We start from the raw sequence: 20,921 nt of genomic DNA on the forward strand, positions 1-20,921 counted from the left end.
ACGACGTCGATGCCTGACACCGTCTCCGCACACCGGCAGCTCACAAGACGCGTATTCGCCCACCAGCACTGAACTACAAAGATACGCCTTGGTTCCCAACACGGAGGGTCCGGCGCCACGCGGTAGCCCCCGGCTGGCCCCAACGCCACCTGGAATTGCCGCTGGCATTGGCGAAGGCGATGGTTCAAGAAGGATCAACGACAGGCTTTCCTTCATGTCCTCCATCCGCCCGCTGATCCCCCTCCTGATCGCCGCCGGCATCCTGCTCGGCGGCAACGGCCTGCAGAGCACGTTGATTGCGCTGCGTGGTGCCCAGGAAGGTTTTCCCGCTTCCTCGATCGGCCTGATGGGCACGTTCTATTTCGCCGGCTTCCTGCTCGGCTGCCTTGCCGTGACCCGCATCATGAAATCCGTCGGCCATGTGCGCGCCTTTTCGGCACTCGCGGCGATCGCCTCGGCGGGAACGCTGCTTTTGGTGCTGGTCATCGATCCGGTGATGTGGTGCGCCGTGCGCTTTGCCGGCGGGTTCTGCTTTGCCGGCCTGTTCACCATCATGGAAGCCTGGCTGAATTCCGGCGTCACCAACACCGACCGGGCGCGGGTGCTTGCCATCTACCGGATGGTCGACATCGGCTCGGTGACGGGCGCCCAGTTCCTGATCCCGATCTTTGGCGCCGGCGGCTTTGCCATCTTCGCCATCATGTCGATGATGATCACCGTTTCGCTGGTGCCGGTTTCGCTCGGCGACCGCTCCAATCCGACGCCGCCGGAAGACGTCAAGCTCGATTTGGCGCGCGTCTGGCGGATCTCGCCGCTCGGCTGCTTCGGCTGTATCGCCGTCGGCGTCACAAACAGCGCCTTCCGCACCCTGTCGCCGGTCTATGCCGAGCAAATCGGCATGTCGGTCGCCGACGTCGTCACCTTCGTCAGCGTCGGCATTTTCGGCGGCGCCATCATCCAATACCCGCTTGGCTATCTCTCCGACCGCTGGGACCGGCGCTCGGTGCTGCTGATGACCACGTGCTGTGCGATGGTGGCGGCACTGGCGCTGGCATTCGTGGCAGGCGGCAGCCCGTTTCTCAACTTCCTGCTCGTCTTCATCTTCGGCTGCTTCGCCATGCCGCTTTATTCGTTGTCAGCGGCGCATTCCAACGACCGCGCCGACAAGGGCGAGTTCGTGCTGATCAACGCTGCCTTGATGCTGTTTTATTCCTTCGGCGCCATCGGCGGGCCGTTCGCAGCCTCGACGGTGATGCAATTTTTCGGGCCGAGCGCGCTGTTCGTGTTCAGCGCCACCGTCTATGCGATCTTCGTGGCCGTCATCCTTTACCGGATGCAGGCGCGCTCCGCCGTGCCGGCCACCCATCGCAGCCGTTTTACGGCGCTGTTGCGCACTTCGACGGTTTTTGCCCGGTTGGCGAAGCGGAATGCCGATCCCGATGAACCCGCAAAGCCTGGATAGAGGTGCTTGCGCTTGACGAAAGCGCGCGCGGCTGAAATTGAAAGAGACCCTATCCCTTGCCAAAAGCGATTTGATGCACGTCATCACCGCCCAGAAAGAACTCGAGACCGCTATTGCCGCTTTCGAAAAGGCGGAATTCGTCACCGTCGATACCGAATTCATTCGCGAAACGACCTTCTGGCCGATCCTGTGCCTGATCCAGATGGCAGCGCCCGGGGTGACCGCGCTGATCGATCCGCTGTCGCCCGACATCGACCTGAAACCGTTCTTCAGGCTGATGGCCAACGAGGCGATCGTCAAAGTCTTCCATGCGGCGCGCCAGGACATCGAAATCATCGTGCATCTCGGCGATCTGGTGCCGCATCCGGTGTTCGACACCCAGGTCGCGGCAATGGTCTGCGGCTTCGGCGACAGCGTCTCCTACGACCAGCTGGTGCAGCGCATCACCGGAGCGCGGCTCGACAAGTCCTCGCGCTTCACCGATTGGCGCCACCGTCCGCTGTCCGAAAAGCAGCTCGACTACGCGCTCGCCGACGTCACCCACCTGATCGAGGTCTACAAGCATCTCAGCGCCGAGCTGGTGCGGGAAAACCGCGCCCACTGGCTGAACGAGGAGATGGACGTGCTGACCTCGCGCGAGACCTACGATCCGCATCCCGAGGATGCCTGGAAGCGGCTCAAGATGCGGCTGCGCAAGCCGCAGGAACTGGCGATCGTGCAGGCGGTGGCCGCCTGGCGCGAACGCGAAGCGCGCGAGCGCGACGTGCCGCGCGGCCGGGTGCTCAAGGACGATGCGATCTACGAAGTGGCGCAGCAGGCGCCGCGCGACGCTGCGGCGCTGAGCAAGCTGCGTACCACGCCGAAGGGCTGGGAGCGCTCGTCGACGGCGACGGCACTGCTTGGCGCGGTAAACGCTGCCCTTGCCCTGCCCAGGGAAGAGATGCCGAAGCTGCCGAAGAGCTTCCAGCCGCCGGAGGGGTCAAGCGCCGCGGCGGAGTTGCTGAAGGTGCTGCTGCGGATCGTTGCCGAAAAGGAGGGCGTCGCATCCAAGGTACTCGCCTCCAGTGACGACATCGACCGCATCGCTGCCGAGGGCGAGGAAGCCGACGTGCCGGCATTGCAAGGCTGGCGGCGCGCCGTCTTCGGCGAGGCCGCGCTCAAGCTGGTGCGCGGTGAACTCGCCATCAGGTTCGACAAGCGCAAGATCGCTGTATTCGATTTGTAGCCTTGAGCTTGCTCAGATCAAGCCGAGCAGATGCAGCGCTAGCCATATCCAGCCAAGTGCAAGAACGACCGCGCCCAGGTAGAATGCCCTGCTGCGCAGGATTAGCCGATTGCTGGTCAAGTGGACCGACGCGTGAAGATAGCGGGAGACGACAAAGATCCACATCAGAGCCAAGGTCAGATAATTGACGCCATTGGTCACGTGCAGCGTCAAGCATAAGACGTAGAAAAGCACCTGCAGTTCGAACTCGTTGCTCAGATTGTCGGCGACGGTGATACTGGACCCAGGCTCCGTCGAGCGCGTCTTGAACTGGCCGGTCTTGGCTTCGCCCGACCTGACCGCACCATAGCGGCGCCGGCCCATTACGATATAGACGATATAGACCAGCAGCACCTGCGCCAGCATCGGCCAGAAGATCGCGGTCTGGTTCAAGACGCCCCCTGTCGTTGTCACCCAGCCTTCAAGGCCGTTTCTGAGCCATCAGAGTGAAAGCCGCAATGACCGTCACTGGTATCGCCAGTAGGGCGAACTTGGTGACGATCAGCGCCGAGGCGAAGGATAGTGAATCCGGATTGGCCGACAGAAAATCGGACAAAAGACGAGCCACGGCGATATTCTGGGCATAGTCGGTAAGCAGGTAGGGCAGCACCAGCACAACCGCGAATATCGACTGGGTTTGCGCAGGCAGTGCACGGAAATTCTTCAGCCGCCGGCCCGTGGCCAGGATCAGGCTGACCATCGTCAGCGATAGCAGCGCCGGAAAAAGCAGGTCGAAGGTCAGGTAATGCCAGACGAGAATAATTTCGCTGCCGCGCCGGCCGAGGGCTGTTAGCCAGGCCATGCCCTCATCCGGGGTGAAACCGGTATAGCGCATGTCGAGCGACGGCAGACCGCCGCTCAATTGGCGAAAATAGAGGAACTCCATCGCCGTCATGATGATGAAAACCGCCACGGTGGCGACACAGAGTGCGGCCGCGTGGCGCGACAGCCGCAGGATCATTGCCGCCAGATTGCGCCAAAGCGCATGACGGTCAGGCTCCGCCAGGATAATTCGGGCTTTCGCGGGTAATCGTGACGTCATGGGCGTGGCTTTCACGAAGTCCGGCATTGGATATCCGCACAAAAGTGGCGCGCTCGCGGAAATCGGCAAGGTCGCGGCCACCGACATAACCCATAGCGGCTTTCAGGCCGCCTGCAAGCTGGTGCAGCACGCCAGACACAGGTCCTTTGTACGGCACCTGCCCTTCGATGCCTTCCGGGACCAGTTTCAGCGTGTCGCGCACCTCGGCCTGGAAATAACGATCGGCGGAGCCGCGCGCCATCGCGCCGACCGAGCCCATGCCGCGATAGGCTTTGAAGGAGCGGCCCTGGTGCAGATAGACCTCGCCCGGGCTCTCGTCCGTGCCGGCCAGCAGCGATCCGATCATCGCAGCACTTGCGCCGGCGGCCAGTGCCTTGGCGAGATCGCCCGAATATTTGATGCCGCCATCGGCAATGACCGAAACGCCGGATTTCTGCGCCGTCTCGACCGCCGACATGATCGCCGAGAGCTGCGGCACGCCGACGCCGGCGACGATGCGGGTGGTGCAGATGGAGCCTGGTCCGATGCCGACCTTGACCGCGTCGGCGCCGGCATCGATCAGCGCCAAGGTGCCTTCCGCGGTGGCGACGTTGCCGGCCAGGATGCGAACCGAGTTGGACAGCTTCTTGGCCCGCGTCACCGCGTCCAGGACGCGCTGCGAATGACCGTGCGCGGTGTCGATCACCAGAAGGTCGACACCGGCATCGATGAGGCGCTCGGCCCGCTCGAAGCCGTCATCGCCGACGCTGGTGGCGGCAGCGGCGCGCAAGCGTCCCTGCGCATCCTTGGTGGCGTGCGGGTTGAGCTGCGACTTCTCGATGTCCTTGACCGTGATCAGCCCGACGCAATTGCCGTCCCGGTCGACCACAACCAGCTTCTCGATGCGGTGCTGGTGGAGCAGCCGCTTGGCCTCGTCCTGATCGACGTTCTCCTTGACCGTGATCAGGTTCTCGCGGGTCATCAGCTCATAGACCTTTTGCGCCGGATCGGACGCGAAGCGGACGTCGCGGTTGGTCAGGATGCCGACGAGCCGACCGACCGTATGGCCGCCGGTGCCGCCGTTCTCGACCACCGGAATGCCCGAAATGCTGTAGGTGCGCATCAGACCCAGCGCATCGGCAAGCGTCGCCTCGGGACCGATGGTGACCGGGTTGACCACCATGCCGGACTCGAACTTCTTCACCTGCCGCACCTGCTCGGCCTGTTCGGCCGGCGAGAAATTGCGGTGGATGACGCCAATGCCGCCGGCCTGGGCCATGGCGATGGCGAGCCGCGCCTCTGTGACCGTGTCCATGGCGGCCGACAGGATCGGCACGTTGAGGTCGATGTCGCCAGCGATGCGGGTGCGGATGTCGGTCTCGCCGGGCATGACCTCGGAATGACCCGGCTGCAGCAGCACGTCGTCAAAGGTCAGCGCCAATGCGCCGGTGGACGTCTCGATGATTTTTGCCATGGCCAGCCCTCGGAATGCAGGAAAGGCGCTCGCCCTGGATGGACAGCGCCGACTCGTCTTCTTCCCTTTCAGGATTGGCGCTGGCTCGTAACACGTCCCGTGGCCGTTGAAAAGCCGATGGTCGTGCGCGTTTTGATCGCGGATGCAACAAGTCGCGCAAACGTGACAGCAAATTAATGCGACATCCGGGCCAAGCCGTGATAACCGCCCTACGTGTCGGTTTGGCCCCCAAGGCCGGCAAGAATCGCGACGCAGATTTCAAGGCCGGATCCATCGTGAACCGCACCATTCCGCTTATCCTGGCGGTCGCTCTTTTCATGGAAAACATGGATTCGACCGTCATTGCGACATCGTTGCCGGCGATCGCCATCGACATCCACACCAGCCCGATCGCGCTCAAGCTGGCGCTGACCGCCTATCTGGTATCGCTGGCGATTTTCATTCCGATCAGCGGCTGGATGGCCGACCGCTTCGGCGCCAAGAATGTCTTCCGTGCCGCGATCGCCGTGTTCATCGTCGGTTCGGTCGCGTGCGCCATTTCCAATTCGCTGCCGGCTTTCGTGGTGTCACGTTTCCTGCAAGGCATTGGCGGCGCCATGATGACGCCGGTCGGACGCCTGGTGCTGGTACGCGCGACGCCGAAAAGCGAGCTCGTCGCCGCCATGTCGTGGCTGACTGTCCCGGCTCTGGTCGGCCCCCTGGTCGGCCCGCCGGTCGGCGGCTTCATCACGACCTATTTTTCCTGGCACTGGATTTTTCTGATCAATGTGCCGATCGGGCTGATCGGCATCTGGCTGGCCACGCGTTTCCTGCCGAAGACCGACGCCGCGCAGACGCCGCCGCTCGATTTCACCGGTTTCGTGCTGAGCGGGCTGGCGGCATCGGGCATCGTGTTCGGCCTGTCGGTGGTCAGCCTGCCGGCTCTGCCGCCCGTTGCCGGCTTTATCACCGTTGCCGTCGGGCTGGCATCGGCGGTGCTTTACCTGCTGCACGCGCGCCGCGCCAAGAGTCCGCTGCTGGCGCTCGAGCTGTTTCGCAATCGGGTGTTCCGCTCGTCGGTGCTCGGCGGCGGACTGTTCCGCATCGGCATTGGTGCCGTACCTTTCCTGTTGCCGCTGATGTTCCAGATTGGTTTCGGGCTGACGCCGTTCCAGTCCGGCATGATCACCTTCGTCTCGGCAATCGGCGCCATAGGCATGAAATTCGTCACCGCGCTGATCTTCAGGGTCGCCGGCTTCCGCCGGGTGCTGATTTCAGGCTCGCTCATCGCTGCCGCGTCCATCGCCATCAACGGTCTGTTCACACCCGACACGCCCTATGGGCTGATCCTCGCCATGCTGCTCGCCGGGGGCTTTATCCGCTCGATGTTCTTCACCGGCATCAATGCGCTTGCCTACGCCGAGATTTCGGCCGCCGACACCAGCAAGGCCACGCCGATCACGGCGGTGTTCCAGCAGTTGGCGATCGCACTCGGCGTGGCGCTGGCCGGCGGCATCCTGGAAGTGTCGACCAAGATCCATGGCGGCCCGCTGACGCTGAGCGACTTCCACACCGCCTTCTTCATCGTAGCGGCGGTGTCGGCGGCAGCCTCGCTGTCGTTCATGCGGCTGGCGCCGGACGCCGGCAATGCCGTGTCGGGACATGGCAGGTTGACACCGCCGAAGACGCTGGAGCCGGTGAGCCCGCCGGGGAGTTGAGGACCCCTTCCCTTCTCCCCTTGTGGGAGAAGGTGGATCGGCGCGCAGCGCCGAGACGGTTGAGGGGTGTTGGAAGAAATGAGGCGATGATAACTGCAAGCGTGTTGCCAAGCTGGAACACCCCTCATCCGACCTCGCTTCGCGAGGCCACCTTCTCCCACAAGGGGAGAAGGAAAGGGCGCTACCCCTTAAAATCCTTCGCCAGCAAATACAGCTCCACCGATTCGTCGCGTGAGGCTGGCGGCTTGACGTGATGGACCGAGCGGAAATTCCGCTTGAGTCTCGCCAGCAATTCGTTTTCGGCGCCGCCCTGAAACGTCTTGGCGAGGAAATGTCCGCCAGGCTTCAATACCGACAGCGCGAAATCGGCCGCCACCTCGCAAAGATGCATGGTGCGGATGTGGTCGGTCCGCTTGTGGCCGGTGGTGGGTGCAGCCATGTCGGAGAGCACGATGTCGGGCTGGCCGCCCAGCGTCTCGGCCAGCTTTTCGGGTGCCTGCGGATCGAGGAAATCCATCAGCAGCACCGGCGCGCCCGGCACGGCGTCCATCTCGAGATAGTCGATGCCGACGACGTTCGGGTGTTCCGCGGTCGACTTGGTACGCGCGGCGGCGACCTGGCACCAGCCGCCGGGTGCCGCACCAAGGTCTATCACCTTCATGCCGGGCTTGAGCAAATGGTGCTTGTCGTCGATCTCGATCAGCTTGTAGGCGGCGCGCGAGCGATAGCCGTCGGCCTTCGAGCGCTGGACATAGGGATCGTTGATGTGGCGCTGCAACCAGCGGCGCGACGATTCCTTCAAGCCGCTTTTCTTCTTGATCTTCGTCTTCAGCACGCGAATGCCGGCGGAGCTCGGTCTTTCCGGTTTTTTGGTCATTGCCGGCCCCGCCCGCTGTTGCGCCAGACGCCGTCATCGGCCATCAATTCGCTCAGTATGCCCTCGCGCAGGCCACGGTCGGCGACACGCAGCCGCTCCGACGGCCAGACGGCACGGATCGCCTCCAGTATGGCGCAGCCGGCCAGAACCAGGTCGGCGCGGTCGGCGCCGATGCAAGGGTTGGCGACGCGCTGCTGGAAATCCCAGCCGACCAGTTTTTCGACCATGCGGTCGACGCTGTCGCGATCCATCCACAGCCCGTCGACGCGGCGGCGGTCATAGCGTTCGAGGTCGAGATGAACGCCGGCCAGCGTCGTCACAGTGCCCGATGTGCCGAGCAAATGGAATTTCGGGCTGGACAGGAGGTGGCTCAGCCGATCGCGCCCGTCGAAGGCGCGCAGCCGCATTGCGACATCCTCGACCATGGCGCCAAAGATCGCGCGCGTCACCGTGCGGCCGCCAAAACGCTCGGCCAGCGAGACGACGCCGACCGGCAGCGACGTCCACGAGACGATGTGGTTGGCAAGCCTTGGCGAGCGCTGACCGGTGAGGTCGATCAGCGCAATTTCGGACGAGCCGCCGCCGATGTCGAACAGCACGACGCCTTGCGTGTCGCGCTCGACCAGCGAGCCGCAGCCCGACACCGCCAGCCGCGCCTCGGTCTGGCGGTCGATGATCTCGAGCTTCAGGCCGGCCTCGCGCTCGACGCGCTCGAGGAACTCGACGCCGTTGGCGGCGGTGCGGCAGGCCTCGGTGGCGATCAGCCTGGCCTTCCTGACCTTGCGGTTGCGCAACTTGTCACCGCAGATCTTCAGCGCCTCGACCGCGCGGTCCATTGCGGCGCCGCCAAGCCGACCATTGGCGGTAAGGCCCTCGCCCAGCCTGACAATGCGCGAGAAGGCATCGATGACGCGGAACTGGCCATGGCGCGTCGGCACCGCGACCAGCAGGCGGCAATTGTTGGTGCCGAGATCGAGCGCCGCAAATACCGGCAATTCCTGCAGCGGTGGCGGCGTGCGGGCACCTTGCTCCGGCCTTGGCGAGGCTGGAGGCAATTGCGCGATCGAGGACTGGGGCGCGATCGAAGCCGCTGGCTGGGGCGGGCGAGCGGCCGGGGCCTCGCCGGCGGCGGACACCGAAGTGCCTGATATCACCGGACGAGCCTCGTCGCGTGCGAAAACCTTGCGCCCGCGCCGCCGCTTGCGCCGTTTCTTGGGTTTGCCGTTCTGATGCGGGCCGTTCTGGCCCTTGTGGTCGTGGGACGTGTCGCCAGCCTGTCCATTGCCGGACCGGGGCTGCACCTGACGGCCGTAGCGTCCGGTGGATGGGCTTGCCTGGCCGGACGGCGTCGGCGAATCCCTGGACACGCCCACTTCCGGCGCGCCAGCGCCGGCTTCGTGGTCTTCCACTGTCGTTCCTTCCGGCGCCGCGCGAACCGAGATCGGACGCAGCAGGCGCTTTTACATGTTCAAGTTGTCGCCAGACTATCAGCGCCGGGCCGGATCACCAAGAGCGCTCGCGGCGAATTTTGCCGGCGGCGTGAAGGCGGCGACGTCGGTGATCCCTTGTCCCCTGGGGAGAAGGTGGCCGAGCGAAGCTCGGTCGGATGAGGAGTGCCGGAAGGATCGCGGCATTGAAGATGTAACCCCTTCAAATCATTTTATTTTTTCGAGCCGAGTTCCTTCCGGCACCCCTCATCCGGCTCGGCGCTGCGCGCCGATCCACCTTCTCCCACAAGGGGAGAAGGGAAGGCGCGAGCGCCACAACGCGCCTTCCCGGTTGAATAGCCGGCTTCAATGAGGCATTTCTGAAATGAACCATTCGGGACTGCGGGCGGTTTGCCTGCTGCGAACCGGAAAACGGGGTACGGGCTGCAACGCATGATCGTCAGGCCATGAACTGGAGGCGTTATTTCTGGCCCGTGATCGGCATCGCCGCGGTGGTGTTCTCGCTGTGGCTGCTGCTGCACGAATTGCGCGGCATCTCGCTCGACGATGTCTGGGCCGGCATAATCGCCATCCCGGCGCGCGGCTGGGTGCTGGCGGCGCTGAGTTCGGTCATCGCCTATGCCTCGCTCGCCGGTTACGACCACATCGCGCTGCTGCACATCGGCAAAAAAGTCTCGTGGCTGTTCGTCACCTTCTGCTCGTTCACCACTTACGCGCTGTCGCACAATATCGGCGGCTCGGTATTTTCTGGTGCGGTGATCCGCTACCGCGCCTACGGCACCAAGGGCCTGACCGGGCAGGATGTCGGCGTTCTGGTGGCGATTTGCTGGATCACCTTCGTGCTGTCGACACTGTTCGTCTCAAGCATCGTCCTGCTGCTCGAGCCCGAGGTGATCGACCGGTTTTCCGGCACGCCGCATCACAAGCTGTCGCAAGCCGCAGGGCTCGCCATGCTGCTCGTGGTGGCGGCCTATGTCTTCGGCAGCTGGCTGCATCTGAGGCCGCTGAGGATCGGCAGCTTTCAGTTGCACTATCCGGCGCTGCCGATCGTGGCGCGGCAATTGCTGGTCGGCCCGATCGAGCTGCTGGCGGCGGCGGCGATCATCTTCTTCGCCCTGCCCGTCGCCGGCAATCCCGGCTATTTCGTCGTGCTCGGCGTCTTCCTGGTGTCGTTCTCGATCGCGCAGATCTCGCATGCGCCGGGCGGGCTCGGCGTGTTCGAGGTGGTGTTCCTCGCGGGCTTGTCACATATGGATCAGGTCGGCGTGCTGGCAGCGCTGCTGGTGTTCCGGCTGTTCTACCTGATCGTCCCGCTGCTGATCGCGCTCGGCGTGGTGCTGTTCTTCGAGCACTCGCAATACAGTCGCAGCGAGAGTTGAAGTGCCGGAAGACGATGATTGAGCCCCAACACAGGGTTGACTATTTTCCGGCGGCGGCTACAAGGCACGCGCGGCGACGTCGCCGCCCTGCCCGTGTGGTTTTCAACAGCCGCGCCTGCTGGGGAATAGGTTAACGGTAGACCCACGGACTCTGACTCCGTTAGTCCTGGTTCGAATCCAGGTTCCCCAGCCAGCTTCTTTTTTTCAATAGAAACAATTACTTAGATCATTCCCGAAAATGGCATGTGTTACAACCATGCGGATGATCCGCATGGTATTCTATCCGCGTCATTCGGACCGGGAGGTGGCATGAATCTTCGATGGTCAATAAACCTGCTTGAGGACGGCGCTGTCGTCACTCAGGAAGGCGAATATCTCGGAACTTGGGGAATCGATGAGTCGGACGCGATATATGAATTCACGCCAGACGGTGCAGCTGAGCCGTTGCTGTGCAGTGGATTTGTGAAGTTCCTATGCGATAGCATTGAACAATGGCACAGCCTGCAACAGAGCGGCGGCGCGTGAGCCACTCGCGATCGAAGCTGTCAAGTGCCTGCGTCCGCGCACGACGTTGATCCTTATACTTGCTGGACGGCTGAGCACACTACATCTAGGAATTACGGTGACAGTGCACTTTTTACCATGTCGCCCCGTGTCTAGATTGACCGCATGGTGCACCTTGCCCGCGTTCCCGCCCTGCCGCATCCCCGGACCGTACGGGCGAGCCAAAGTGTTTTCACGTCCGAAGACTATGTGTTCCGCAAGAACTGCTCATCGAGTATTGCCGCGTCGCCGATGTCGCGGTTTTTCGATGCACCCGGGGGCCGAGAGTATCGCCGGGCAAATCGGCAAAGCCGAGAAACCCGGAAACGAGCCAGGCGGCGAAAAGAAAATAGTGCACCGGAATTACGGTGACGGTGCACTTTTTACCATGTTCGCCCCGCCGCATCGTGTAACCTTGCCCGCGTTCCCGGTCTGCCGCAGCACCGTACAGGCGAGCCAAAGTGTTTTCACGTCCGAAGACTATGCGTTCCACAAGGACCGCTCATCGAATATTGCCGCGTCGCCGATGTTGCGGTTATCGATGCTGGGGGATGCGGCAGACCGGGAACGCGGGCAAGGTGCACCATGCGGCGGGAGCGACATGGTAAAAAGTGCACTGTCACCGTAATTCCGCATGACAACCACCGCAAAATGCGGGTCTGGATGATGACCTCTGGCAGCCAAACCCCGTCCGCGTTAGAATGGGACAGGGGGACATTCACCAACCCAGCAAGGGAGGTCCGCCATGAAAGTCAAAGACGCAATGCATAAGGGTGTCGACTGGGTCAGCCCCGAAACCGCTGTCACCGAACTGGCGAAAATGATGCGAGCCCAGGATATCGGGTCGATTCCCATTGGAGAGAACGACCGACTGATCGGAATGGTGACCGACCGCGATATTGTCTGCAACGGACTGGCAGAAGATGGTTTCGACGGCCGCATCGCAACGGCGCGCGATGTTATGACGGCCGGCATTCACTGCTGCCGCGAAGACGACGATCTGGCCAAGGCCGTACGGCACATGGAAGAACTGAAAATCCGCAGGTTGCCGGTGATCAACAAGAATATGCGGATGGTCGGCATCCTTAGCGTCGGCGACGTCAGTCAGTCGGCACCGAGGGAACTGGTGTCCGAATACGTCAAGAGCGTTTCCGCCCACCACCACTGAAGGGCGGCTCGCCCGTGCGCTAAGGCCTCAGTCTGCCGCCGCGCTGGCCACAGCGCGCCGGCAGAAATGTCCGGTCATCGAGGCCGTGGCGCACCGGAAAAGCCCGCCGGCCGAAGCCGGCTGGAGCGTCTGCAGTCGCCAGAGTGTGGGTAACTTTATGCAGCCTTCAGGTTAATCACCCGCATCACTGCGACCGCTGTTCCGTTGTTCGTAGCAGCCTCCTTCGTGCTACCCTTGCCGCAGCTCCATACGTCACCCTCCTTGGCCGTGAACTGCATGTCTCCGGCCGTGACCTGCAGCTCGCCTTCAGTGACCGTGCAGACCATATCGTCGGCCATGACATCCCCGAGCGGGCTAGTTGCCTTTGGCTGGTAGACGACGTCTTCCATGGCAATTTTCTTGTACCCCTTGATATGGGAGTCTCGTGTTCCCAGTTCGACGAGCCGAACGCCGGGAAAAATCTCTTTGCCATCAGTCGGACCGTAGGTCTTGGCCGCTACCGGAATGGGCTTTGCGACCAATAGCGGGGCCGCCAACGAGGTGGCACCAAGGGCGAGAGCATTACGTCGATTCATCTTCATAACATCCTCCCTGAGTTAGTTCGCCCGACCGGGCGAACCTGATATTTTACGCTCCCGTTCAGCCAAATAGTCAAAACACAATTGGGCAAGCCAACGCCTGGCCTGCGCGCGTTCTGGCGTGCCGCTGTCCTACACCGCCGAAGGTGCTTCGCGCGTCTTGGCGGCTCGCTGCGGCTGGCTGCGCATGGCCTGCCTGCCACACCTCTTGACTGTCCGAGCGGGTTAGATACTTTTTGCTGCGTGCCTTGAGAAAAGCGGTGCCGGGCACCTTGGCCAGCCGCGTGATAACCGACGAATGGGTGAGCCCTCACGTCGAAGAGAAAGAAGAAACAGCACCAGCTCTTGCTGGCCGCGCTGCCTAAAGCGAAACCGAAAATGACCTAGATTGTTGATGCGACGCCGGAAATTGGCCGCTAAGGATGAATTACGGTGACAGTGCACTTTTACCATGTCGCCTCCGCCGCATTGTGCACCTTGCCCGCGTTCCCGGTCTGCGGCATCCCCCAGCACCGTACCGGCGAGCCAAAGTGTTTTCACGTCCGAAGACTATGTGTTCCACAAGAACTGCTCATCGAATATTGCCGCGTCGCCGATGTCGCGGTTTTCGATGCACCCGTGGGCCGAGAGCATCGCCGGGCAAATCGGCAAAGCCGTGAGAACCCGGAACGAGGCGCGCGGCGAAAAGAAAATAGCGGACTGTCACCGTAATTCCTAAAACCTCTCCGGCAACCCTTCTACTCCCCGACAATGGACGTCGGCGGGCGTGCCGAGGTTATCGGATCGGCATGACGAAGGACGATCCTCCACGCGCCTTCCTCGCGCCGGAATATGGTGGTGACTCGAAGCGCAATCGGCACCAGTTTGTTGCCACCACCGACCTTGGATTGGAACCGCTCGACCTCGATGATGTATCCCAAGTCGGCTGTCGCATACTCCGAGATGCGCTCAAATCCGATGGCCTTGCCGTGCCGGTAATTGGTGGCGGCCCGTTCCATGGTCTCAGCGGCCTTTCTCCATCCCTTCGCCGGCGGGCCAAAGGGATTGGCAATAATGACGTCGTCCTGTCGCGAGTAGAGGTTTTTCAAGGGCTCAGGATCGCCCTTTACGAAGGCATCCAGAGCCAGATGATCCTGCTCGATAAATTTCGTTAGGTCGGAGGCTAACATCTTAACATCGCCACATGACTAAAAAGAGAACTCTATCAAGCGCTTCATCCGCCCTTCGCCTTGCCGTAGGCATTCGAGCTGGTGTCCCGAGTATAGATCAGAATTACGGTGACAGTGCACTTTTTACCATGTCGCCCTCGCCGCACGTGCACCTTGCCGGTGTTCCCGGTCTGCCGCATCCCCAGCACCGTACGGGTGAGCCAAAGTGTTTTCACGTCCGAAGACTATGTGTTCCACAAGAACTGCTCATCGAGTATCGCCGCGTCGCCGATGTCGCGGTTTTCGATGCCCCGTGGGCCGAGAGCATCGCCGAGGAAATCGGCAAGGCCGTGAGCCCGGGAAAACGAGGCAGGCGGCGAAAAGAAAATAGTGCACCGTCACCGTAATCCGCTCACAGGCCTCTAGCTGTGGCGGCGCCTTCACTAGACGGTGGAAACTATGACTGCCGTGAAATCGGTAGGCGGAAATACCCTTCCACTTGTGTCCTGAGCTGACTGCATCACGACGATGTATTCCGATCCAACCTGCTTGATCCAATAGCTACTCGTTACATGAGGAACGTTATGACAGTGAGATACTATTGGCACAAAATGCCCTTTGTACTTTTCTGCAATTTCAAATGATAACACATTGTTTTCCCATTTCACATTTGCCGAATGTTCCGCGAGCTGACCTTCCTTTATTCTGGCTGACGCAAGAATGACAGACATAATTACCCTCCCAGTTAACCATTAGACTTAGACCCGATTACAGACCAATGACACGCTGGTTTCTAGGAGGAACGGTATTTGCGTTCCACACCGAACCAACAACGAATGCTCAACCCCTAGTATCTTCCGCACGCTCGACAGCGCCGCCTCATTCACCTCGATATAGGCGACGATGTACCACTCGCCGTTTTCTTCCCTGGCCATGCCCATCGGCTCGGCCCGCCATTTGAGCGCACCGTGGTGCGGCATGAAGTAGGTTTCCTGGATGCCGCCGACTGCGCTGAGGCCCTCGTCGAGAGCGTATTCCATCACCGCGCAGCACAGCTGCGTCAGCGTGCCCCTCAGTCCAGCAGTTCGTTTATCGGGAACGACGAATGTGCGCGTCCATTCGGCCCAATCGGGACGCCTCGGGACGCCCGATCTTTCGCACATGTGAGAAAAGACCTCCGAGACCATATGCGGCTCGCTCGTTGGGATCAATCGAGCCGAAGTCACCACACGACCATCTTCGATACCGAGCAGGTAAGTCGCCGCGTCTGTATCGAATTGGTCCAGCTCGCGACCGTCCGGGCTTGGAGGGCGCCAATGTTTCTGGTGCACGAAAAAGTCGTGCCGGCGGCGCAGAAACTCGTCGAATTCGTTTTCATAGAGATGCTTGTTATGCGCATTGACTACGTGGGCCGTTATCATGGCGCGATCCCCCGATCGTTCTCAACGGGATACTCGCAGTCGCGCTAATATACGTCACCTGTCCGATGGGACAGTTGACGCGTTTAGGGGTGGATCAGACGCCGGCGCACCGCCTCGACGACCGCCTGCGTGGTCGTTGCGACGCCAAAAGCCTCGCGAGCCCGTGTCGAGTGCCATTTGACCGTGCGCTCGGTCAGGCCAAGGATCTGCGAGGTTTCCGATGAGGTCTTGCCAGCCGCGGCCCACAAGAGCACTTCTTTTTCGCGGTCGGTCAGCACGCCCTCGTGGTCATCGTCGTCATTCGCCAAGGCCTGGATCGACATGCCCGCGTATACCGCCATGGTCACCAGTTGCACCTGATGGCGCGGCGACAGGGTGCAGGACTTCGTGGAAGACGCAAACGACAGCACGGATTGCCAATGATGAACGCTGAGCATCGGTACGGCGAAGCCGCTACAGATGCCGAACTCTGTCGCCTCGCCGGCAACGCGTCGCGAGCCCTGCGTATCCGACCACTTTGCCGGGACTTCGGACCAGAGGAACGGCTTCAAGGTCTTTGCCGAGTAAACGCAAACGCCGTCGACGGCGGCATGATCGGCCTCGACATAGCGCTCGAACCAGCCGGCCGGCCAGCCATTCAGTTCGACCATCGGTGCAAGCTTCTGGCCACCAAGCGGCACGCCGCTCAGGATAAGGTGCTCGAAGCCGAGATTCCTCACGGTTTCAAGCAGGTCGCTCAGCAGCGGCCCGGTAGCTGTGTGTTTCCTGCAGCGTTCGACAAAGTCGAACACATCTGAATCGATCATGACAGAGACCCCCGTCTCCACGCCGAAAACAAAGTTTAACTCAAATTAGCAACTTCGAATACTCCCAATAAGTGTGTCCGCGACGCAGGACGCGTGGACCAAAATCAGCTAAATCAGCCAGACGTGATCAGCGAAGCAGGACCACCAAGCATGACGCCAGCATTGCCGAAACGAAACGAGCCGTTCCGGGCTGGCGAAACTGCGCTGCTGCTGGTCGACATGCAACGGGTCTGGCTGGAGCCGGGTGCCGATCCGGCGCATCCGGAGCGCGGTTCCGACCACTATTTCTACCGGCAGACGGCGTCGCAAACGATCCCCAACCAGGAGCGCCTGCTGGCGGCGGCGCGGGCCAACGGCGTCGAGGTGATCCATACCATCATCCAGAGCCTGACCGAGGACGGCCGCGACCGCTCGCTCGACCACAAGCTGACGCCGATCCATATCGCGCCGAGCCGGCCGGAGGGGCTGCCGGTGCCGTCGCTGGCGCCGGTCGGCGACGAGATCATGCTGCCGAAGACATCGTCGGGTGTCTTCAACTCGACCAACATCGATTATGTCCTGAAAAACCTCGGCGTGCGTTACCTGGTCGTCGCCGGCATCATGACCGACCAGTGCGTCGACATGGCGGTGCGCGATGCCGCCGATCGCGGCTATCTCGTCACCTGCGTATCGGATGCCTGCGCCGCCGCCACGCGGGAGCGCCATGATGGCGCGCTCGAGGCTTTCGGCGGCTATTGCTGGGTCGCAGATACCGCCATCGTTACTGCCCGTTTCGAAGCCTTGGGAAAAGCTGCATGACCGTCGAACCGCTGGTTGCCGTCGTCACCACCGATCTTTCGGCGATCACGCGCGGCCGCTCCGTCGTCGAAAGCAGGCTGCAGAAGATCGCCGCGACCGGCGTCGGCTGGCTGCAGGCCAATCTGTCGCTGACGCCGTTCAACTCGATCGTCGATCCCAATCCCTGGGGTTCGTCCGGCGATGTGCGGCTCGTTCCCGATCTCAACGCGCGGTTCCGCACGGCGCTGACCGGATCGGCGACGCCCTTCGACATGGTCGCCGCCAACATCGTCGAACTCGACGGCAGCCCGTGGGTCGGCTGTACGCGGACCATGCTCAAGGATGCGCTTACTGAGTTGAAGGCAGCGGCCGGGCTTTCCGTCATCGCCGCCTTCCAGCATGAATTCCATATCGAGGGCGACTTCGGCCCGGCTCATTCGATGTCGTTGGCAGCACTGCGCCGCGCCGACCCGTTCGCCGCCAATCTGATGGCGGCGCTGGCGGAAGCCGGCGTCGCGCCCGAAGTGGTGATCGCCGAATTCGGCACCGACCAGTTCGAGGTGACATGCGAGCCGGCCGATGCGCTCGCCGCGGCCGATCGCGCCGTCGCCATCCGCGAGATCACGCGCGAAGTCGCGCGATGTGCCGGCTGGCGGGCGAGCTTCGCGCCCAAAACCGCGCCCGATGCCGTCGGCAACGGCGTCCACATCCATTTCAGTTTCGTCGACGAGGCCGGCAAGCCGGCGACCTACGATCCGGCCCAGCCTGGCGGCCTTTCCAGCCGTGCCGCTTCGTTCTGTGCCGGCGTGCTGCGCCACCTGCCCGCGATCACCGCCATGACGGCGGCGAGTGTGTCGTCCTACTACCGGCTGAAGCCGCATAGCTGGAGCTCGTCCTACACCTGGCTTGCCGATCGCGACCGCGAGGCGAGCCTGCGCATCTGCCCGACGGTGACGATCGGCGGGCGCGATCCGGCGCGGCAGTACAACATCGAATACCGGGCAGCCGACGCCACGGGCAATCCATATCTATCGCTGGCGGCGATCGTGCGCGCCGGGCTGGAGGGGCTGAAGGCCAAGCTGCCGGCGCCGCCGCTTGTCTCGGGCGACCCGACGCAGATGAGCGGTTCCGAGCGCAAGAAGCTTGGCCTCGTGCGGCTGCCGGAAACGCTGCCTGCGGCACTCGACGCGCTCGTTGCCGACAAGACCGTCACCGGATGGTTCGCGCCGGTGTTCGTCGAGACCTTTGTCGGCCTCAAGCGGCATGAGACCGAGCGCCTCGCTGGTCTCGACCCAGTGGCGGTCTGCGATCTCTACCGGACGCTGTGTTGATGGCTGAGCCGCTTGCTAACGCCATCCTACCGGAAGGTTGGCTTCCAGCGGTCGAAGCAATCAACGAAACGGGGCGTTCCGATATCGTTTTGATATGCGAGCACGCTTCCAATCATATTCCGGCAGAGTATGCGCGGCTCGGTCTCGACAGCAGCCATTTGCAGCGCCATATCGCCTGGGACATCGGCGCCGCCGAAGTGACTCGTGTTCTGTCAAGACTGCTCGACGCTCCGGCTTTCCTCAGCTCCTATTCGCGGCTTTTGATCGATCTCAACCGGCCGCTTGGTTCCAGCGGCAGCATTCCGGTGCTATCGGAAGGCACTGACATCCCCGGCAATGTCGGCCTCGATCCGGAGGAACGAAGCCGGCGTGCCGAAGTCATGTTCGCGCCGTTCCATGACCGCGTGGCCGCCCACCTCGATGGCCGGGCGAAGCAGGGCAGACCGACGCGGATCGCGACGATCCACTCCTTCACGCCGGTCTTCCTCGGCATTGCACGGCCCTGGCACGCCGGCGTGCTTTACGATCGGGCAGTCGATTTCGGCCAGGCAGTGCTTGCCGGCCTGCGCGCCGACAGTGCACTCAACGCCGCGGCAAACGAGCCCTACGTGATCAGCCGCGACGGCGACTACGCCATACCGGTCCATGGCGACGATCGCGGCATTCCCGCGGTCCTTATCGAGATCAGGCAGGACCTGCTGGCGAGCCGCTCCGGCATCGAGCAATGGGCGAAGCGGCTGGCGGCGGCGTTGCCGGCGCAGACACAGGCTTTGTGAACAAGCTCGGCTCAGTAGCGCAACGCGAGAGCCCCGAGCCGTCGGTGAAAAGCCTCCACGCGTCCTCAGGAGAAGATTTCCGCCAAGTCTTCGACGCTGGTGCCTTCCTTGACTTGCCGCAATTCGACATAGCTGACCGCTGCCGCGATCGACAATACGACTTGCTCGGCTGCGCCCCGCAAGGCGTCCAGGAAGAACCCGAGCGTAATGCCTAAGGAAGATAGGACGCGGTCCGACGCAAAATTGATTGCGACCGAAGCCACGAATAGGGGAAACCAGAGACCGAGCAGACGCCAGCGGCTCCCCTTGGAAAGGTCGCGGCTGCGGCCCAAACTCGCGAATACTCCCAAACGTTCCTGTATCAGAACCGGTATCGCTACAACCCAGAGAACCAACCACAACAATCCCGGAACGATGAGCAGCACGAGGCCGACTGTGAAGCCGATGTTACAATCAGCGAAATGCCGATTGCCGGCAGCAGGAGCGCCAAGGCTGTCCCCATACAATCTCGCATCGACGGCCGCTTGCCGCTCAAATCCTCGATCGCAGCGCGCGTCAGCACCGCCTCCAGGAAAGCCATAAGGACCACATAGCCGATCGCGCCAACGACCGTGAGCACGAGCCGTTGAACCGAGAATTCCGCAACGCCATGCTCGATATTCGTAACGGATTTCCAGAACCAGAGCGCAAACACGAATCTGGGCAAGGTGTAGAAAATCAGGGCAAGCCCGAGGCAGAGCGCGAGATTGCGGCCGATGACCGCAAAGCTGGCGCCGAAAACCCTGCCGATACGAAATGTGTTGGGCTGGTCCAGCGTTATTGACGCCACGATATTACCTATCCAGTCCAGACCGATCCTGACGCGATGAAGGCAGCAAATCCCTTGCCGCTACGAGAAGATTTCCGCCAAGTCTTCGACGCTGGTGCCTTCCTTGACTTGCCGCAGCTCGACATAGCTGACTGCCGGGGCGATCGACGTCACAATGGATACGATCGCTGTCACCAGGGCGCCAAGAAATATGCCGGTGGTTAGGCCAAAGACCATGATCGCACGGCTGAGCACGGCCTGGATCAGCACCACAGCTATGAACAGGACAATCCAGAATCCGAACAGAGCCCAGCGGCTTCCTTTGGTAAGTTCCCGGCTGCGCTTCATGCTGCCGAAGACCCCCAGTCTTTCCTGAACCAAAACAGGCACAGCGACAGACCAACGAAGCCACAATATGATGCCGGGAACGAGCAGAAGCATCGCGCCGGCGGCGGCGCCGAGGCTCACCAGCACCGCGATGCCTATCACCGGCAGCAGGAGAGAGATTGCCGTCTTGAGGCAATCGCCAATCAATGGTCGCTTGCCGTTCAGATCCTCGATCGCGGCACGCACCAGCGCCGCCTGCAGGATTGCCGACAGTGTCATGGAAACCAACACGCCAACGATCGTGGCAGTGATTCGTTGGACTGAGAACTCCGGAACGCCAGCCTCGACGTTGGTCGCCCATTTCCAAATCCAAAGCTGGTAAAGAAGCGTAGGCAAGCCTGAGAACAGCATGGCCAATCCAAGGCAAAGCACTGGATTGCGGCTGATGACAGCGAAGCTGTCGTTGAAAACCCTGCCGATGCGAAATTTGTTCGGCCGTTCCAGTGTCACTGATGTCATGATGCTTCCCCCTGCCTCACCGCCGCATGGCTGGCGGCCCCGGTGGTAAATCTGCCAAGATTGGTGGTCGCCGTCCAGCCCACTTGCAATTGTTCCG

The 20,921-nt window shown here is 62.0% G+C and carries 22 protein-coding genes and 1 tRNA gene; 10 read left to right on the top strand and 13 right to left on the bottom strand.

All coding sequences use genetic code 11. From position 1 onward, the window contains the following. The first annotated feature begins 214 nt into the window (after positions 1 to 214). On the top strand, positions 215 to 1,462 hold the full coding sequence (locus NKJ32_RS14335; RefSeq protein ID WP_023674455.1) for an MFS transporter: 1,248 nt from the start codon (positions 215 to 217) through the stop codon (positions 1,460 to 1,462). 73 nt (positions 1,463 to 1,535) lie between these two features. Next, positions 1,536 to 2,687 (top strand): ribonuclease D, encoded by a 1,152-nt coding sequence (gene rnd, locus NKJ32_RS14340; RefSeq protein ID WP_352827891.1) that lies wholly within the window; start codon positions 1,536 to 1,538, stop codon positions 2,685 to 2,687. A 12-nt stretch (positions 2,688 to 2,699) separates the two neighbouring features. On the opposite strand, the gene NKJ32_RS14345 is transcribed toward rnd, so the two are convergent. From NKJ32_RS14345 to guaB, 3 genes are read right to left on the bottom strand one after another with little or no spacing between them, the layout of a single operon-like run. Continuing rightward, the gene (locus NKJ32_RS14345; RefSeq protein WP_352755177.1) at positions 2,700 to 3,119 is read right to left on the bottom strand and encodes an MAPEG family protein; all 420 of its coding nucleotides are present in this window, start codon (positions 3,117 to 3,119) and stop codon (positions 2,700 to 2,702) included. 28 nt (positions 3,120 to 3,147) lie between these two features. Next, positions 3,148 to 3,687, bottom strand: a complete 540-nt coding sequence (locus NKJ32_RS14350) for a hypothetical protein (protein ID WP_352692526.1) — start codon at positions 3,685 to 3,687, stop codon at positions 3,148 to 3,150. Positions 3,688 to 3,718: 31 nt separating this feature from the next. Continuing rightward, positions 3,719 to 5,221 carry an IMP dehydrogenase gene (guaB, locus tag NKJ32_RS14355; protein WP_352458563.1) on the bottom strand — a complete coding sequence of 501 codons (1,503 nt, stop codon included), beginning with the start codon at positions 5,219 to 5,221 and terminating at the stop codon, positions 3,719 to 3,721. A gap of 275 nt (positions 5,222 to 5,496) precedes the next feature. Here guaB and NKJ32_RS14360 point away from each other — a divergent pair, with 275 nt between their 5' ends. Further along, positions 5,497 to 6,918 (top strand): MFS transporter, encoded by a 1,422-nt coding sequence (locus NKJ32_RS14360; protein ID WP_352755175.1) that lies wholly within the window; start codon positions 5,497 to 5,499, stop codon positions 6,916 to 6,918. 181 nt (positions 6,919 to 7,099) lie between these two features. Here NKJ32_RS14360 and NKJ32_RS14365 read toward each other — a convergent pair whose 3' ends face one another. Then, the gene (locus tag NKJ32_RS14365; RefSeq protein WP_023674449.1) at positions 7,100 to 7,795 is read right to left on the bottom strand and encodes an RlmE family RNA methyltransferase; all 696 of its coding nucleotides are present in this window, start codon (positions 7,793 to 7,795) and stop codon (positions 7,100 to 7,102) included. After that, complete coding sequence (locus NKJ32_RS14370) at positions 7,792 to 9,204, bottom strand: Ppx/GppA phosphatase family protein (RefSeq protein ID WP_352571487.1); 1,413 nt, start codon at positions 9,202 to 9,204, stop codon at positions 7,792 to 7,794. The genes NKJ32_RS14365 and NKJ32_RS14370 overlap by 4 nt, the downstream gene beginning before the upstream one ends. 485 nt (positions 9,205 to 9,689) lie before the next feature. Between NKJ32_RS14370 and NKJ32_RS14375 the strand changes: the two genes are divergently transcribed. From NKJ32_RS14375 to NKJ32_RS14385, 3 genes are all read left to right on the top strand, one after another. Further along, the gene (locus NKJ32_RS14375) at positions 9,690 to 10,622 is read left to right on the top strand and encodes a putative bifunctional lysylphosphatidylglycerol flippase/synthetase (RefSeq protein ID WP_352571488.1); all 933 of its coding nucleotides are present in this window, start codon (positions 9,690 to 9,692) and stop codon (positions 10,620 to 10,622) included. A gap of 119 nt (positions 10,623 to 10,741) precedes the next feature. Further along, positions 10,742 to 10,815, top strand: a tRNA-Gln gene (locus NKJ32_RS14380). 116 nt (positions 10,816 to 10,931) lie between these two features. Next, positions 10,932 to 11,147 (top strand): hypothetical protein, encoded by a 216-nt coding sequence (locus NKJ32_RS14385; protein ID WP_352571489.1) that lies wholly within the window; start codon positions 10,932 to 10,934, stop codon positions 11,145 to 11,147. 211 nt (positions 11,148 to 11,358) lie between these two features. Here the strand turns inward: NKJ32_RS14385 and NKJ32_RS14390 are convergent, their stop codons facing one another. Beyond that, a complete protein-coding gene (locus NKJ32_RS14390; RefSeq protein ID WP_352571491.1) occupies positions 11,359 to 11,658 on the bottom strand; it encodes a hypothetical protein in 300 nt (99 codons plus the stop codon). Positions 11,659 to 11,910: 252 nt separating this feature from the next. Between NKJ32_RS14390 and NKJ32_RS14395 the strand changes: the two genes are divergently transcribed. After that, positions 11,911 to 12,333 carry a CBS domain-containing protein gene (locus NKJ32_RS14395; RefSeq protein ID WP_023674444.1) on the top strand — a complete coding sequence of 141 codons (423 nt, stop codon included), beginning with the start codon at positions 11,911 to 11,913 and terminating at the stop codon, positions 12,331 to 12,333. A 155-nt stretch (positions 12,334 to 12,488) separates the two neighbouring features. On the opposite strand, the gene NKJ32_RS14400 is transcribed toward NKJ32_RS14395, so the two are convergent. From NKJ32_RS14400 to NKJ32_RS14415, 4 genes are all read right to left on the bottom strand, one after another. Further along, a complete protein-coding gene (locus NKJ32_RS14400; RefSeq protein ID WP_023674443.1) occupies positions 12,489 to 12,914 on the bottom strand; it encodes a hypothetical protein in 426 nt (141 codons plus the stop codon). A 734-nt stretch (positions 12,915 to 13,648) separates the two neighbouring features. Further along, on the bottom strand, positions 13,649 to 14,080 hold the full coding sequence (locus NKJ32_RS14405; protein WP_023674442.1) for a YybH family protein: 432 nt from the start codon (positions 14,078 to 14,080) through the stop codon (positions 13,649 to 13,651). Between the two features lie 737 nt (positions 14,081 to 14,817). Further along, positions 14,818 to 15,480 carry an acyl-homoserine-lactone synthase gene (locus NKJ32_RS14410; protein WP_352571494.1) on the bottom strand — a complete coding sequence of 221 codons (663 nt, stop codon included), beginning with the start codon at positions 15,478 to 15,480 and terminating at the stop codon, positions 14,818 to 14,820. Between the two features lie 83 nt (positions 15,481 to 15,563). Next, positions 15,564 to 16,286: a LuxR family transcriptional regulator gene (locus NKJ32_RS14415; protein WP_352571495.1), complete on the bottom strand. Its 723-nt coding sequence runs from the start codon at positions 16,284 to 16,286 to the stop codon at positions 15,564 to 15,566. 150 nt (positions 16,287 to 16,436) lie between these two features. Here NKJ32_RS14415 and NKJ32_RS14420 point away from each other — a divergent pair, with 150 nt between their 5' ends. Genes NKJ32_RS14420 through NKJ32_RS14430 form a run of 3 tightly spaced genes read left to right on the top strand, consistent with a single transcriptional unit; the run spans position 16,437 to position 19,170 of the window. Then, entirely contained in the window at positions 16,437 to 17,084 is a 648-nt protein-coding gene (locus NKJ32_RS14420; RefSeq protein WP_352571496.1) for a cysteine hydrolase family protein, read from the top strand. Continuing rightward, positions 17,081 to 18,394 carry a type I glutamate--ammonia ligase gene (locus NKJ32_RS14425; RefSeq protein WP_352827897.1) on the top strand — a complete coding sequence of 438 codons (1,314 nt, stop codon included), beginning with the start codon at positions 17,081 to 17,083 and terminating at the stop codon, positions 18,392 to 18,394. Before NKJ32_RS14420 ends, NKJ32_RS14425 begins: the two co-directional genes overlap by 4 nt. Continuing rightward, positions 18,394 to 19,170: an N-formylglutamate amidohydrolase gene (locus NKJ32_RS14430; RefSeq protein ID WP_031211164.1), complete on the top strand. Its 777-nt coding sequence runs from the start codon at positions 18,394 to 18,396 to the stop codon at positions 19,168 to 19,170. The genes NKJ32_RS14425 and NKJ32_RS14430 overlap by 1 nt, the downstream gene beginning before the upstream one ends. Positions 19,171 to 19,235: 65 nt before the next feature. Here NKJ32_RS14430 and NKJ32_RS14435 read toward each other — a convergent pair whose 3' ends face one another. From NKJ32_RS14435 to NKJ32_RS14445, 3 genes are read right to left on the bottom strand one after another with little or no spacing between them, the layout of a single operon-like run. Then, a complete protein-coding gene (locus NKJ32_RS14435; RefSeq protein ID WP_352827900.1) occupies positions 19,236 to 19,502 on the bottom strand; it encodes a hypothetical protein in 267 nt (88 codons plus the stop codon). Between the two features lie 44 nt (positions 19,503 to 19,546). Beyond that, complete coding sequence (locus tag NKJ32_RS14440) at positions 19,547 to 19,999, bottom strand: hypothetical protein (RefSeq protein ID WP_352827902.1); 453 nt, start codon at positions 19,997 to 19,999, stop codon at positions 19,547 to 19,549. Between the two features lie 60 nt (positions 20,000 to 20,059). Then, positions 20,060 to 20,716 carry a hypothetical protein gene (locus NKJ32_RS14445; protein ID WP_245274617.1) on the bottom strand — a complete coding sequence of 219 codons (657 nt, stop codon included), beginning with the start codon at positions 20,714 to 20,716 and terminating at the stop codon, positions 20,060 to 20,062. Positions 20,717 to 20,921: the final 205 nt, after the last annotated feature.

This window comes from Mesorhizobium sp. M0159 (assembly GCF_040322295.1).
Classification (GTDB): domain Bacteria; phylum Pseudomonadota; class Alphaproteobacteria; order Rhizobiales; family Rhizobiaceae; genus Mesorhizobium.